This window comes from Streptomyces sp. TN58 (assembly GCF_001941845.1).
Lineage (GTDB): Bacteria > Actinomycetota > Actinomycetes > Streptomycetales > Streptomycetaceae > Streptomyces.
Map to the genome: position 1 here is coordinate 2,159,249 of NZ_CP018870.1, position 15,424 is coordinate 2,174,672.

Consider the following 15,424-nt stretch of genomic DNA (forward strand, 5'->3'; position numbering starts at 1 on the left):
ATGACGACCGGAGTGCGGCGCAGGATGGGTGTCGAGGAGCGGCGGCAACAGCTGATCGGGGTTGCCCTGGAGCTGTTCAGCCACCGGTCGCCCGACGATGTGTCGATCGACGAGATCGCGGCGGCCGCGGGGATATCCCGGCCGCTGGTCTACCACTACTTCCCCGGCAAGCTCAGCCTGTACGAGGCGGCGCTGCGGCGGGCCGCCGACGAGCTGGCGCAGCGGTTCGTGGAGCCGCGCGAGGGGCCGCTCGGGGCGCGCCTGCTGCGGGTGATGGGGCGGTTCTTCGCGTTCGTCGAGGACCACGGGCCGGGGTTCTCCGCCCTGATGCGGGGCGGTCCCGCGGCCGGCAGCAGCCGTGCCAACGCGATGATCGACGAGGTCCGGCAGGCGGCGTACGAGCAGATCCTCACGCACCTGGGCCTCGGTCTCGACGAGGTGCCCGCCCGGCTCGAACTGGTGGTGCGCTCCTGGGTGTCGCTCGCCGAGTCCACGGCGCTGATCTGGCTGGACGGGCGCCGGATCCCGCGGGCCGAGCTGGAGCTGCAGCTGGTGCACGACTTCGCGGCGCTGGCCGCGGTGAGTGCCGCGTACGACGAGGAGATGGCGGGGATCCTCGTACGGATCCTGGCCGGCGAGCCCGCCGACGGGCCCTTCGGGGATCTGGTCGGGCGCCTGGTGGGGCTGGTCCCGGGTGGAGCGGCCCCGGCGGTGTGAAAGGGCTCGCATACCGCGCCCTCTCTTGATCACCACCGGTGGTGATCACCGATAATGCCCGCGTGATCATTGACGACGGGATCTTGTTCCGGCCGGCCGTGGAGAAGGACGCCGGCACCCTGGTGCGGCTGTACGACGAGGCCGCCCGCTGGATGGTGAAGCACGGGATCGAGCAGTGGAAGCCCGGCGACAAGGACGCCGCGCACTTCCGGTCGAAGATGCACGACGGAGAGGTGTGGCTCGCCGGGGACGCCGAGGGGCGGGTGTGCGGGGCCTACGAGTTGTGGTGGTCCGACGAGGAGGCCTGGGGGATCCAGCCGCCGGTCGCGGGCTATGTGCACCGGCTGATGGTGTCACGCGAGACCGCTCCCGCCGGAGCGGGGCGCCGGCTGCTCGAACATGCCGAGCGGCGGACGGCCAGGACCGGGCGGGAGCGGGCGCGACTGGACTGCGTCTCCACCAACCCCCGGCTGCTCGCGTACTACCAAGGTGCGGGCTACCGGGTGGTCGGGGAGCTCCCCGACAAGCGGGGGAAGGACGGCAGGACCTACGGGGTGATCCTGCTGGAGAAGCGGCTGGACCGGCTCACCGTCGTGTGAAGACGGCCACGGTGCGCGCCGGGACGGTGAACTCTCCTGTCCTCGCGTCGTAGGCGGACTGCTTGACGGTGGCGTCGGAGCCGGCCGCCTGCACCGGGTGCAGGCGGTAGGCGGTGCCGGCGAGGGCGGTGACGCGCTGGGGCTGGGCGGTGGGGGTGGCGTTGAAGACGACCACGAGGTCGCCCAGGGTCATGGTGATCACGCCCGGGGTCTCCTGCGGGCCCGAGAGGGGGAACGCCAGCCGGGACTGGACGGCCTGCGCGGTGGTGAGGGCGAACTCCGGCTCGGTGGTGCGGATCTTCAGCATGTCGCGGTGGGCCGCCGCGGTGGCGTTGATGTCGGTGCAGGTGGGGGCCGGCCCCGTCAGCAGCGGCTTGGCGTAGGGCCACTTCGGGGCGTTGTCGGCGGCCGGGGGCAGGCCGCGGCCGAAGCCGTTGCCGGCGCGGCAGTCCCACTGGATGGCGTTGAACCAGTCGCCGCTGTCGTAGGAGTTGCGGTCCAGGGACTTGGAGCGCAGCAGGTCGGTGCCGGCCTGGGACAGGGACGGGCCCTGGGAGAGGGTGGCCGTCGCCATGGCCAGGACCTGCATGCGGGCCTTGTCGGCGTTCCCGGTGGCGGGCGGGAGCTTGAAGGTCAGGGCGTCGGCGAGGGTCTCGTTGTCGTGGGCGTCGGAGTAGGCGAGGGCGTCGCCGGGGGCGGCCGCGTAGCCGGCCGGGGCGCCGTTGTAGTCCACCTCGGAGCCCTTGACACGGCGCCCGGAGGTGTCGGTGAAGGTGTACGAGGCGAGGTTGCCGGAGAGGCCGACCTTGATCAGGTCCTGGTCGTGCAGGAGGCGGGCCTTCTGCTCGGCCGGGGTGCCGTTGGCGGGTGACCCGTTCGGGGCGGTGAACAGGCCCGACGCGAAGCCCTGGACGCGCGGGTCCTCGTCGAAGGGGCCGCCGCCGCGGACCGCGTCGCGCGCCCGGTCGGAGAAGGTGGCGATGCCGGTCCCGGCCATGTTCTTCTGCGTGGCCTGGACGAAGCGGGCGTCGTCGGCTATCTCGCCGAAGTTCCAGCCCTCCCCGTAGAGGACGATCTTCTTGCCGTCGACGCCGTCCTTGGCGGGGGTCAGGGCGTCGAGGGCGGCGCGGACGGCCAGGATGTTGGCCTTGGGGTGGTGGCCCATCAGGTCGAAGCGGAAGCCGTCGACCTTGTACTCCTTCGCCCAGGTGACGACGGAGTCCACGACGAGGCGGCCCATCATGGCGTTCTCGGGGGCGGTGTTCGCGCAGCAGGTGGAGGTGGCGACGCTGCCGTCGGCCAGCAGGCGCTGGTAGTAGCCGGGGACGATGCGGTCGAGGACCGACTTGTCCGACTGCCCGGCGGCGACGGTGTGGTTGTAGACGACGTCCATCACCGTGCGCAGCCCGGCCCCGTTGAGGGACTGGACCATCCTGCGGAACTCGACGGTGCGGGCGGTGCCGTTCGGGTCGCTGGCGTAGCTGCCCTCGGGGACGGTGTAGTGCAGCGGGTCGTAGCCCCAGTTGTAGGAGTCCTTGGCGGCGGCCGCCGCCACGCACGCCTGCTGCTCCTGCGAGTCCGGCGCGTACACCGTGAGGTCGCAGGCCGGCTCGGTGCGGTCCGCGGGCTTCTCCGGGATGGTGCCGATGTCGAAGGCGGGCAGGAGGTGGACGTAGGAGGTGCCGGCGCCGGCCAGGCCGCGCAGGTGGCGCATGCCCGCCGAGCCGGTGTCGGTGAAGGCCAGGTACTGGCCGGGGTGGCCGCTGGTGCGGTCCGCGACGGAGAAGTCGCGGATGTGCAGCTCCTGGATCTGCGCGGAGGTGAAGGGCACGGCGGCGGGCTTGCGCAGCTGCTTCCAGCCGGGCGGGGCGAGCTTGGGGTCGGCGAGGTCGACGGCCAGGCTGTGGGTGGAGTCGGCGGTCAGGGCGGTGGAGTAGGGGTCGGTGACGAGGTTGCGGACGACCTGGCGGGTGCTGGGGGCCCACACGGTCACCGCGTAGCGGTAGGGCTTCCCGGTCCAGGAGCGCTCGCCGCGCACCGACCAGACGCCGGTGGCGTCGTCGCGGCGCATGGCGACGGTGCGCCCGTCGAGTTCGAGGGAGACCTGCTGGGCGGTGGGCGCCCAGACGGACAGGGTGGGGCGGCCGTCCTTGAAGACCGGGCCGAGGGCGGCGGTCGTCGCGTACAGGTCGTCGAGGACGCCGGCGAGCTGGACGCCGGTGGCGGCGAGCACGGCGCCGTTCGCGGCGCGGGCGGAGGCGACGAGCTGCCCGCGCAGGGCTTCCCGTACGCGGTCGCGGTCGCGCGGGTCCACGCTGTAGGCGGTGTACGCGGCCAGGTGCGGGAACTTCTGCTTCTGGGCGGCGGTGAGCTCGGTGCGGCCCAGCCGCAGCCACTGGGCCGGGCCGGTCAGGGTGCCGTTCTCGGCCTTGACGGCGCCGTCGCGGGAGGCGAGGAGCTGTACGGAGGCGGCGGTCGCGGGGGCGTTCCAGGCGACGGTGTCGCGGTCGATCCAGACGGCCTGGGACTTGGTGAGGTCCAGGGCGGCGGAGGAGCCGGCGGGCTGCGGCAGGAGGTACTTCTCCTGGCCGCCCAGCATCCACACCTCGTGGCCGGTGGCCTTCAGGTCCAGGGACTGGTCGGTGGGCAGGTCCTTCTCGTCGCCCTTGTGCAGGATGTAGCTGAGGCTGGTGGCGCCGGCGGCGAGGGGAACCTCGTAGACCGCGCCGTAGGAGTCGATGCGGGTCGGGAGCAGCGGCTTGGACCAGTCGGTCGGGGTCGCGGCCCCGGTCCAGACGTGCAGGCCCCAGCCGTCGTAGGCGCCGTCGGGGCGGTGGTGGTGCAGTACGGCCTTGGTCTGGTCCTGCGGCGGCTGGGCGGGGCGGTCGGTGCGGGCGGGTTCCTTGCCCTGCTCCAGCCAGATCTCGCCGGTCTTCGCCAGGTCGATGGTGCGGTCGGCGGCGACGTCCTTGTTGCCGTCCTTGTCGATGACGAGGTAGCCGACCGAGGAGGCGCCGGGCTTGAGCTTGACGTACGCGAAGGCGCCGTAGGCGTCGCGGCCGGTGAAGCCGTGGCCGGCCGGCCACGGAGTGGCCTCGCCGTCCGCGATGTCGCCCCACGCGTACAGCCGCCAGTCGGTGTAGTCGCCGTCGGGCCGGTTGTAGTGGACGACGGCGTAGTCGCGCTGGGTGGCGGTGGGCGCCTCGACGGGCGGGGCCTGGCCCGCGACGGACGCGGCGAGGGCGCTCGCGGTACGGCCGGCGGAGTCGACGACGACGGCCTTGTAGCGCAGCGGGGTCCCGGCGGGCGCGGTGACGTGCTGGGTGACCTTGTAGGGGGCGTGGTCGGCGGAGCCGAGGACCTGCCACTTGTCGTTGCCGGTCTGCGCGGCGAAGACGACCCGGTTGAGGCCGCCGCCGGTGACGTCGGCGGACAGCTCGACGGTGCCGGAGGCGCCGGGGGCCGGGGCCTTCAGCGTCAGGGCGGGCTTGGCGGCGGGGGCGGCGAGGGGGGCGACGGCCTGGAGGACGACCGAGCCGAGGGCGGGGACGACGACGGTGAGCTTGCCCGCGGCGGAGGCGCGGATCAGGGCGGTGCCGCCGTACAGGGTGCGGTACTGGGCGCCGGCCGGGGCGTCGATCTCGACGGTGCGGGACTCGGCGCCGTTGTTGGCGGCGACCAGGTACTCGGTACGGGAGCGGGCGTCGGTGCGCGCGAAGGCGTAGACGCTGCCGTCGGAGAAGCGTTCGCTCTGGATGCCGTCGCGCAGGGCCGGGTGGGCCTTGGTCAGCTTCGAGAGAGCACTGATCTCCTTGTAGAGGGGGTGCTCCGTGTCGTAAGCGTCGCTCGCGTGCGTGCGCGCCGTTCCGAGCTGGTCGTCGTCCAGGTAGTCGGCGGTCTTCGACGCGAACAGCGGCTGGCGCGCGTCCTTGTCGCCGCCCGCGCCGGTGTAGCCCTGCTCGTCACCGGAGTAGACGACCGGGTTGCCGCGGGAGAGGAACATCAGCTCGTTGGCGAGCCGGTAGCGGGCCAGCAGTTCCTGCTCGGTCGCGTCCGGCCGGTCCTGCTTCAGGAAGGTCCCGAAGCGGCCCATGTCGTGGTTGCCGAGGAAGGTCACCTGCTCGTAGGCGTTGGCCTTGCCCGAGGTGTAGCGGTAGTCGTCGGCGAGGACGGAGCCCAGCCGGGAGGCCGCCGCGCCCTGGGAGGCGTACGCGCGGATCGCGTCCTGGAGCGGGAAGTCCAGGGTGGCGTCCAGGCGTCCGCGCGTCACGTACGGGGAGGTGACGGCGGTGTCGGCGGAGTAGACCTCGCCGAACATGAAGAAGTCCTCACGTCCGCGCTTGGCCGCGTAGTCGTCGAGGGCGGTCGCCCACTGGGTCCAGAACTCCGTGTTGACGTGCTTGACCGTGTCGATGCGGAAGCCGTCGATGTCGAAGTCCTTGACCCACTTCTGGTAGATCTTCTCCATTCCGCTGACGACCTCGGGACGTTCGGTCCACAGGTCGTCGAGGCCGAAGAAGTCGCCCTGCTCGGAGGACTCTCCGGCGAAGGTGGAGTCGCCCCTGTTGTGGTACATCGTCGGGTCGTTGAGCCAGCCCGGCACCTTGAGGTTCTTCTTCGCGTCCGGGACGAACGGCGTCCTCGGGAAGGACTCCCCGTCGGTCTTCGGGAACTTCTTCTTCCCGTCGGCGTAGTCGCTGTCGTCGAACGGCACGCCGTCCTTCGTCAGGTAGGGGAACGCGCCCTTCGACAGGTACGAGTAGGAGGCCTGCCGGTAGTCCACGACGTCGGCGGTGTGGTTGGTGATGACATCGAAGAAGACCTTCATCCCCTTCGCGTGCGCCTTGTCGATCAGCCGCTCCAGGTCCGCGTTGGTGCCGAAGTGCGGGTCGACCTGGGTGAAGTCGGTGATCCAGTAGCCGTGGTAGCCGGCGGAGACGTCGTCCCCCTTGCCCTGCACGGGCTGGTTCTTGAAGATCGGCGCCATCCAGATGGCCGTGGTGCCGAGCCCCTTGATGTAGTCGAGCCGGTCGGTGAGCCCCTTGAGGTCGCCGCCCTGGTAGAAGCCCTTGTCGGTGGGGTCCAGGCCGGTATCCAGGCGGGAGCCGGTCAGTCCGCCCCGGTCGTTGCGCGGGTCACCGTTCGCGAACCGGTCCGGGAGCACGAAGTAGAACTGCTCGCGGGTCAGGTCGTTGCGGGCCGGTTCGGCGGCCAGTTTCGCGTCCGAGGGCGGCGCGGGCGCCTTGGCCTCGGCGGCCGAGGCGGGGAGGGCGGGCAGGAGCGTCACGGCCAGGGCGGCGGCGATCACTCCTGCGGCAGGGCGTATCAAGGCGGGTCTCCTTGTGTACGTGTCGCAGGATTGAGGGCCGCCCGGCGGGCGGGGGCAGGAAGTGCCGGGCGGCCCTGGTCTGTGGGGCGGGCGGCTCAGCTGCGCCAGGTGTCGTTCAGCGTGACCTTGCCGCTCGCGGGGACGGTGGCCGTACGGTTGGCGCCGCTCTCCCAGGTGACGTTCCCGGAGGCGTCCTTGCGGACGTACTTGTACGCGAAGGACGTGCCGGCCGGGAGGGTGGCGTCGAGCTTCCACACGGGGTAGGCGGCGGGGTCCAGCTTGAGGGCGGCGCCGGTGTTCCAGTTGCCGAGCTCGGCGCGGTCGCCGGTGACGTAGATGTTCTGTCCCGGCACGGTGGTGGCGTTGACGGCGAAGGAGGCGCCGGCGGGGCCGGACGGGGTGCCGGCGCAGGTCCGGGCGTTCACGTGCAGGGCGAGGGCGGTCCCGGCGCCGAGGGTGGCCGTGAACCGGCCGTCGGAGCCGACGGTGACGGTGCGCCCGCTCTGCACGTCGCAGTAGTCGCCGGCGGAGAGGGAGGTCTGGAAGGTCCGGGTCAGGGCGGAGCCCTCGTGGTTGATCGCGACGTACGCCTTGGAGCCGCGTCCGAAGGCGATCTGGTCGCCGCCGTTGTCCCACCAGTTGCCGACGGCCTGGCCGCGGGCGGCGTTGCGGAAGCCGACCATGGAGGAGATCTCCCGCCAGGCGTGCTGGCACTTCCACCCGTCCGAGTAACAGGCGTTGACGGTGCCGCCGTTCGGCGGGCCGGCGTCCTTGTCCGTCCACTCGTAGCCGGAGTGCACGTCGGGGGAACCGTAGGGCCAGGCCAGCGTGAAGACGGTGGCGAGGGTGTAGGCGGAGCCGTCCTTGTAGGACAGCGTGTCCCCGACGCGTTCGGTGTCGTGGTTGTCGACGAAGACGCCGCTCCGGGCGGAGGGCATGTACCCCCAGGCCTCGCCGAAGTTCTTCAGGTAGGCCAGGTTCTCGCTCTGGAAGACCCGCTTGAGGTCCCGTGCGTGGCGGAACTCCTGCACGTCGCCGCTGCCGAGGTATTCGCTCGGCTGGACGGCTTCCCCGGCGCCGTGGATGGCCTCCAGCTTCCAGTAGACCCCCGGGTTCGTCAGCCGGGACTTGATGTCGGCGAGGTCGGCGGCGGGCATGTGCTTGGCGGCGTCGATGCGGAAGCCGTCGACGCCCAGCGACAGCAGGTCGTTGAGGTATCCGGCGATCCGGCCCCGCACGTGCTCCTCGCCCGTGTCCAGGTCCGCGAGCTGCACGAGCTCGCAGTTCTGGACGTTGCCGCGGTCCTGGTAGTTGGAGATCGTCGCCCGGCAGTCGTCGAGGTCGGCGCCGGAGTAGATCCCCGGGTAGTTGTACTTCGTGTACGAACTCCCGCCCGTGCCGGTGTGGGTGGCGCCCGCGTCCGCGGGGCCCGCCATGTGGTTGACGACGGAGTCGACGACGACCTTGACGCCCGCGGCGTGGCAGGTGTCGACCATGGACTTGAAGGCCGTACGGTCGCCCAGCCGCCCGGCGATCTTGTAGCTGACGGGCTGGTACGAGGTCCACCACTGGCTGCCCTGCACGTGCTCCTGTGGGGGCGACACCTGGACGTACCCGTATCCGGCGGGGCCGAGGCTGTCGGTGCAGGCCTTGGCCACCGAGGCGAAGCGCCACTCGAAGAGAACGGCCGTCACGTCCTTGTCGCCGGGGGGCGTGGCGGCGGCCTGCGGCGCGACGGCGGTGAGCGCGGCGGCGAGTGCGGTGGTGGCGGCAAGTGCGGTGGCGGTACTGAAAAGGGTTGCAGCTCTGACGGCTCCGGCAGGCATGCGGGGTCCTCCTGGGGGGAGAGGTGGGGATTGCAGCGACGGTAGGTGCCAGGTAGGAGGCCTGCAAGAGTTTGCGCAAGAGATTGCAGAATTGTTTCCGAGGTGTGTCCCGCCTGACGGCGCCCCGACTGGCCTCTACGGGGCGCGAGTTCACCGCTCAGAGGGCCTTGGGGGCCGATGCTCGCCGATTATGGGATATCAATTCCTGCTAAATGCTGCCGAGATGGGCGAAAGGAGTGGGTTTACCGGGCCTGCCCGGCGCGCTGCGGCGGCAGCCCGACGACCGGCGATATGCCTGGGGCACACGGGGCGTCGCAGGAGGGCTGAAACGATGGTCGGACGACGGAACTTCCTCATGGCCGGAGCGTTCGGGGGTGCGGCCGCGCTCTCACCCGGCGGCCCGCAGGCTCTCGCCGCCACGGGCCCGGACCCCAGACCGAAACCCGCGCCCGGCGGCCACGGCCACGGCCGTCGGGGGAACCCAGGGGACACCCCCATCCCGAGGACGCCCCCGCTGGAGAAGTACGTGGACGCGCTGCCGACTCCGGTGACGGCCGTCCCGGACCCGTCGGTCTACCCGGGAGCCGACTACTACGAGCTCACGATGCGGCCGGGCTCGTGGCGCTTCCACCGCGACCTCGGCCCCGCGGACGTATGGGGCTACTGGGCCACCGACCCGCACAGCCCCCGCAGGCCGATCGGCATGGGCTATCTCGGGCCGACCATCAGCGTCGCCAAGGACCACCCGACGGTCGTCAAGTACCGCAACCACCTCCCGACCACCCACCTGTTCCAGTTCGTGATCGACGCCATCCGCAACGGGGACCCCCAGCTCACCCCGACTCCCCCGCCTCCCTACCAGCCGATGCTGCCCTTCCCCGACAACGTCAACGTGTGGAACGTCGTGCACCAGCACGGCGGTCTCACCGCACCGCAGTCCGACGGCATGCCCCTGCACTCGTTCAGCCCGGACGGCATCCACGCCGAGTCCTACACCACGCTGGACCCGGACCGGGTCAAGCCCAACGAGGCGATCTGCGCCTACACCAACCGTGAGCGCTCGTCCCTGCTCTGGTACCACGACCACGGCATGGGGATGACGAGCCTGAACGTCTACGCGGGACTGGCCGGCCTCTGGGTGGTCAACGACCCCGCCGACCAGGAGCTCAACCTGCCGCGCGGCGAGTACGAGGTCCCCCTGATCCTGCAGGACCGCACCTTCCACCCGGACGGGTCCCTCGCCTACACCATGACCTTGCAGGAGGGCGAGGACACCCCGGTCGTCAACGGGAAGGCGTACCCGTACCTGGAGGTCGAGCCGCGCCGCTACCGGCTGCGCCTCCTCAACGCCTCCAACGAGCGTTTCTGGCGACTGCGGTTCGCCGTGCCGGAGAGCCTGGCGACCCAGCCGTCACTGCCGTTCTGGCTGATCGGCACGGACGGCGGCTTCCGCCCGCCTCTGCAGATGCTGAACTTCCTCATCGGGCCGGCCGAGCGGTACGACCTGATCGTCGACTTCGGGCAGGTCCCGCCGGGCACCGACGTCACCCTGACGAACTACCACGCGCCCGTGCACTACCCCGGCGTCCCCGGGGCGGGACCGCAGATCTCGGAGATCATGCAGTTCAAGGTCGCCAAGCGCCCGACGGGGGGCGTGGACCGGACCACACCGCCCGCGTCCCTCAGGCTGCCGGCGGTCGCGCCCGTCGCGGTGAAGCCGGAGACCCGCCGCCGCCAGTGGGTCGTCTACCAGCACAAGCTCTTCGGGACGATGACGTTCAACGCGGTGCCGTTCATGGAGCCGTCCGCGGACTTCGTCGAGGCCGGGTCGACGGAGGTCTGGGAGTACGTCAACCCCAACCACGACGCCCATCCGATGCACGTCCACCTCGTCAACTTCCAGGTGCTGAACCGGCAGCCCATCAACGCTGCCGCCTATCAGGCGGACTACGAGAAGTGGATCGACGGCGGCCGCAAGCCGGCGGACCTCCCGGTCCTGGACAGGTACCTCACCGGTCCGCCGATCCCGCCGGAACCGGACGAGGCGCACTCCGACAAGGACACGGTCAAGTCCTATCCCGAGACCGTCACCAGGATCATCTGCCGCGAGTTCACCCCGCCCACGGACACCATCGCGTCGATCCCGGACAGCGGCACCGCATACCCGGCCACGTACGTCCACCACTGCCACCTGCTGGAGCACGAGGACGACGACCTGATGCGGCCCTGGACGATCGTCGCCCCGGGCACCGAGCCGGCCGCCGGGGGCGGCGGCCACTGAGCGGGCGGGGGGGCGGGTCGGGGCGGCCGTATCCAGCGCCCGTACCGCCCCGCCCCCCTACCCCGGTACCTGGCCCGTCGAGCCGCGCACCACCAGTTCCGGCTGGAAGACGTACTCGGTGCGCTGGACCGGGGTTCCGGAGACCGCCTCCAGCAGGGCGCCGACCGCGGCCGTCGCCATCGCCCGTACCGGCTGGCGGACCGTGGTCAGCGGCGGGTCGGTGAAGGCGATCAGCGGCGAGTCGTCGAAGCCGACCACCGACACGTCCTGCGGCACCCGCAGGCCCCGCTCGCGCACGGCCCTTATCACCCCGAGCGCCATCGGGTCGCTGCCGCACACGATGCCCGTGCAGCCGCGGTCCAGGAGCGCGCCGCCCGCGGCGTGCCCGCCCTCGACGGTGAAGAGGGTGCGCTGGATCCGCCCCTCGGCCTCCGCGTCCGGGACCACGCCGCGGAAACCCTGCTCCTTGCGGGCCGAGGGCACGTAGCGGGTCGGGCCGATGGCCAGTCCGATCCGTTCGTGCCCGAGGTCCTGGAGGTGCCGTACGGCCATCTCGGCGGCCGCGCGGTCGTCCGGGGAGATGAAGGGGGCGTTCACGTGCTCGTTGAAGCCGTTGATCATCACGAACGGCAGGCCGCGGGAGGCGAGGCGCTGGTAGCGGGCGGGGTCGGCGTGGGCGTCCGCGTGCAGCCCCGACAGGAAGACGATGCCGGTGACGCCCCGCTCCTCCAGCTGTTCCACCAGCTCGTCCTCGGTGGCCCCGCCCGGCGTCTGGGTGCACAGCACGGGGGTGTAGCCGTGCCCGGCCAGGGCCTGTTCGATGACCTGGGCGAACGCCGGGAAGATCGGGTTGGTCAGCTCGGGAATGAGCAGGCCGACCAGCCCGTTGCTGCGGCGCTTGAGCCGGACGGGCCGCTCGTAGCCGAGCAGGTCCATCGCGGCCACCACCTTGTGCCGGGTGCCGGCCGCGACGCCCGCCTTGCCGTTGAGCACACGGCTGACCGTCGCCTCGCTGACCTGGGCCTGCGCGGCGATGTCCGTCAGCCGGAGAGGGGAGGTCACCCCGACGTCACCTGCCACCACACCGTGGTGTCGGCCGGCAGCACGCCGTCCTCGACCGTCGCGCCACTGGACAGCAGGACCTCGCCGGTGACGGGGAACCGCACCGCCGTGCCGGTCGTGTTGGCCGCGCAGAGGAAGTCCCCGCGGCGGAAGACCAGCACGCCCGCGGGGGCGTCCTGCCAGTCCACCGACTCGCCCTCGCCCAGGTCCGGGCGCTCGCGGCGCAGCCGCAGCGCGGCCCGGTACAGCTCCAGGGTGGAGGACGGGTCGCCGGTCTGCGCCTCCACGCTCAGCCCCGCCCAGGAGGCCGGCTGCGGGAGCCAGCTGCCGCCGGTGCCGAAACCGTACGGGGCCTGCGTACCCGACCACGGGATGGGGACGCGGCAGCCGTCGCGGAAGCCGTCCTGGCCGGCCGCGCGGAAGAACGACGGGTCCTGGCGGACCTCGTCCGGCAGGTCGGTGACGTCGGGCAGGCCGAGCTCCTCGCCCTGGTAGACGTACGCCGAACCGGGCAGCGCCAGCATCAGCAGGGTCGCCGCGCGGGCCCGCCGCAGACCGAGCTCGCGGTCGCCCGGCTCGCGCAGCTGGGTGCCGAGGCCGGCGGGGTTGGCGTAGCGGGTGGCGTGGCGGGTGACGTCGTGGTTGGACAGCACCCAGGTGGTGGGGGCGCCGACCGGGCGCATCGCGGTCAGCGAGCCGTCGATGACCTCGCGCAGCGCGTCCGCGTGCCAGTCGGCCGTCAGGTACTGGAAGTTGAAGGCCTGGTGCATCTCGTCGGGGCGCACGTAGCGGGCGGTGCGCTCGACGGTGGGGGTCCAGGCCTCGGCGACGAGGACGCGGTCGCCTTCGTACTCGTCGAGGATCCGGCGCCAGGAGCGGTAGATCTCGTGGACGCCGTCCTGGTCGAAGAAGGGCATGACGTCGTTGCCGAGCAGCTTGAGCTGGTCCTTGGCGCCGAGGTCCGGCAGGCCGGGGGCCTTGACCAGGCCGTGTGCCACGTCGACGCGGAAGCCGTCGGCGCCGAGGTCGAGCCAGAACCGCAGGATGGAGCGGAACTCGTCCTGGACGGCGGGGTGCTCCCAGTTGAAGTCGGGCTGCTCGGGGGCGAAGAGGTGCAGGTACCACTCGCCGTCCGCGACCCGGGTCCAGGCGGGCCCGCCGAAGATCGACTCCCAGTCGTTGGGCGGCAGTTCGCCGTTCTCGCCCTTGCCGGGACGGAAGTGGAACCGCTCCCGCAGCCGGGAACCGGAGCCTTCGCGCAGTGCCTGCTTGAACCATTCGTGCTGGTCGGAGCAGTGGTTCGGGACGAGGTCGACGATGATCCGCAGACCCAGGCCGTGGGCTTCGCGGATCAGGGCGTCGGCGTCGTGCAGGGTGCCGAACATGGGGTCGATGGCCCGGTAGTCGGCGACGTCGTAGCCGGCGTCGGCCTGCGGGGAGGCGTAGAAGGGGCTGAGCCAGACGGCGTCGACGCCCAGCTCCTTCAGGTAGGGCAGGCGGCTGCGGATGCCTTCGAGGTCCCCCATGCCGTCCCCGTTGGAGTCGGCGAAGCTGCGCGGATAGACCTGGTAGATCACCGCGTCTCTCCACCAGCCGGGCGTGGTGCCGGTGGCGGTGGGAAGTGCGTCGGCGAGGTGCTGGGTCATGTCGTCCTTGAAGAAGTCGGGCCGGGGGGTGGAACGGGCAGGCTCGGGTGGTCAGCCCTTGGTGGCGCCTGCCGTCATCCCGGCGACGAGGTGACGCTGGGCGAATACGAAGAAGATCGCCGCGGGGATGGCGATGAGGACCGAGGCGGCGCTCATGGCACCCCAGTTGGAGGTGTACTGGGTGACGAAGGTCTGCAGGCCGCCGGCCAGGGTGAGGTTCTCCTCGCCGACCATGAAGGCGGAGGCGTACGCGACCTCGCCCCAGGCGGTGATGAAGGCGTAGAAGCCGGTGACGGCGAGGCCGGGCTTGGCGAGCGGGAGGATCAGCCGCCAGAAGGTGCCGAAGGGGTTGAGTCCGTCGACCCGGCCGGATTCGTCGATCTCGACGGGGATGGTGTCGAAGAAGCCCTTCATCATCCATGCGCAGAACGGCACGGCGATGGTGAGGTAGGTGATGATCAGGCCGACGGGCTGGTTGAGCAGCCCGAGCTGTCCCATCAGGTTGTAGAGCGGGACGATCAGGATGGCCATGGGGAACATCTGCGTGATGAGCAGGGTCCACATGAGCGGCTTCATGCCGGGGAACTTGAATCGGCTGACCGCGTATCCGGTGGTGGCGGCGATGAAGACACCGAGGACGGTGGTGACGCCGGCGACCAGGACGGAGTTGAGGAACCAGTCGAGGAAGTGGCTCGACTCCAGCAGGTACGTGTAGTTGCCGAGCGTGGGTTCCTTGACGAAGTCCGTGGTGATCGCGTGCTGCGCGGGCTTGAGCGAGGTCAGCAGGATCCACAGGACCGGGAAGACGGCGACGACGGACGCGACGACGAGGGTCGCGTGCAGGCCGACGGAGGCGAGCGGGGAACGGCTGCCCCGGGTACGCGTGCTGGTCATGGTCACCACACCTCTCCCTGCTTGCGCAGCGAGCGCCGGTAGACCAGCGCGAACATCATGAGCAGCAGGAGGATCAGGACGCCCCACGTCGCGGAGACGGCGAAGTCGCGCGGGCTCGTGATGAAGGCCTCCCGGAAGGCCTGGGTCACCAGGATCTCCGTGGAGTCTCCCGGTCCGCCGCGGGTGAGCAGGAAGATCACCGGGAACATGTTGAAGGTCCAGATGGTGGAGAGCAGGATCACGGTCATGCTCACCGTGCGCAGTCCGGGCAGGGTGATGTGCCGGAAGCGCTGCCAGGCGGTGGCGCCGTCCATCTCGGCGGCCTCGTAGAGCTCGCCGGGGATGGACTGCAGGCCGCCGAGGAGGGCGACCATCATGAAGGGGATGCCCAGCCAGACGTTGACGGCGATGACCGAGAACTTGGCCCAGGTCGGGTCGTCGAGCCACGGCACGGCTGCGATGCCGCCGCCGTCGAGGACCTTGTTGAGGATGCCGTTGTCGCGGTTGAAGAGGAACCGCCAGGCGAAGACGGAGACGAAGCCGGGCACGGCCCAGGGCAGGATGAGCGCCATGCGGTAGGCGGCGCGGCCCCGGAACTGCCGGTTCAGCATGTTGGCGAGGGTCAGTCCGAGCACGAACGTGATGGACACGCACGCGACGGTCCAGACCACCGTCCACACCAGCCGCTGCAGGAACACCGGGTCGCCGAGCACCGCCGCGTAGTTGTCGAGTCCGATGAACTCGTACGTGGCGTCGATGTGGCGGGCGCCGATGTCACGGGCGACGTTGCGCTCGTTGGCGTCGGTCAGCGAGAGGTAGATGCCGCGGACGAGCGGCCAGCCGATGATCACGCCGAGGACGAGCACGACCGGGGCGATCATGGCCCAGGCGTACCAGTGGGTGGCGAGGGCGCGCCTCAGGCCACCGCTGTTACGGGTGTTCCCCGTCTTCCCTGTGTTCCCTGTGTTCCCGCTGTCAGTCCAGCGGCTCCGGCCGCGGACGGCGGAGTCGTTCCCGACTCCGCCGGCCGCGGCCTTCACCACCGACTGGCTGGTGTCAGCAGCCATCGT

At 71.0% G+C, this 15,424-nt stretch carries 9 protein-coding genes; 3 read left to right on the forward strand and 6 right to left on the reverse strand.

Annotation, left to right across the window (positions count from 1 at the left end; all coding sequences use genetic code 11):
• Entirely contained in the window at positions 1-717 is a 717-nt protein-coding gene (locus tag BSL84_RS09820) for a TetR/AcrR family transcriptional regulator (RefSeq protein ID WP_030026092.1), read from the forward strand.
• Between the two features lie 62 nt (positions 718-779).
• A complete protein-coding gene (locus tag BSL84_RS09825; protein WP_030026090.1) occupies positions 780-1,316 on the forward strand; it encodes a GNAT family N-acetyltransferase in 537 nt (178 codons plus the stop codon).
• Here the strand turns inward: BSL84_RS09825 and pulA are convergent.
• Positions 1,303-6,645 (reverse strand): pullulanase-type alpha-1,6-glucosidase, encoded by a 5,343-nt coding sequence (gene pulA, locus BSL84_RS09830; protein WP_075970176.1) that lies wholly within the window; start codon positions 6,643-6,645, stop codon positions 1,303-1,305. The genes BSL84_RS09825 and pulA overlap by 14 nt on opposite strands.
• A gap of 95 nt (positions 6,646-6,740) precedes the next feature.
• Positions 6,741-8,471: a carbohydrate-binding module family 20 domain-containing protein gene (locus BSL84_RS09835; RefSeq protein WP_075970177.1), complete on the reverse strand. Its 1,731-nt coding sequence runs from the start codon at positions 8,469-8,471 to the stop codon at positions 6,741-6,743.
• A gap of 331 nt (positions 8,472-8,802) precedes the next feature.
• On the opposite strand from BSL84_RS09835, the gene BSL84_RS09840 reads away from it, so the two are divergent.
• The gene (locus BSL84_RS09840; RefSeq protein ID WP_234363434.1) at positions 8,803-10,752 is read left to right on the forward strand and encodes a multicopper oxidase family protein; all 1,950 of its coding nucleotides are present in this window, start codon (positions 8,803-8,805) and stop codon (positions 10,750-10,752) included.
• Between the two features lie 57 nt (positions 10,753-10,809).
• On the opposite strand, the gene BSL84_RS09845 is transcribed toward BSL84_RS09840, so the two are convergent.
• The 4 genes from BSL84_RS09845 to BSL84_RS09860 are packed head-to-tail and all read right to left on the reverse strand — an operon-like array spanning position 10,810 to position 15,421.
• A complete protein-coding gene (locus BSL84_RS09845) occupies positions 10,810-11,814 on the reverse strand; it encodes a LacI family DNA-binding transcriptional regulator (RefSeq protein ID WP_234308425.1) in 1,005 nt (334 codons plus the stop codon).
• Entirely contained in the window at positions 11,811-13,460 is a 1,650-nt protein-coding gene (locus BSL84_RS09850) for a glycoside hydrolase family 13 protein (protein ID WP_075970178.1), read from the reverse strand. Before BSL84_RS09850 ends, BSL84_RS09845 begins: the two co-directional genes overlap by 4 nt.
• Positions 13,461-13,511: 51 nt before the next feature.
• Entirely contained in the window at positions 13,512-14,354 is an 843-nt protein-coding gene (locus BSL84_RS09855; protein ID WP_030026080.1) for a sugar ABC transporter permease, read from the reverse strand.
• 2 nt (positions 14,355-14,356) lie between these two features.
• Positions 14,357-15,421 carry a carbohydrate ABC transporter permease gene (locus tag BSL84_RS09860; RefSeq protein WP_075970179.1) on the reverse strand — a complete coding sequence of 355 codons (1,065 nt, stop codon included), beginning with the start codon at positions 15,419-15,421 and terminating at the stop codon, positions 14,357-14,359.
• Positions 15,422-15,424: the final 3 nt, after the last annotated feature.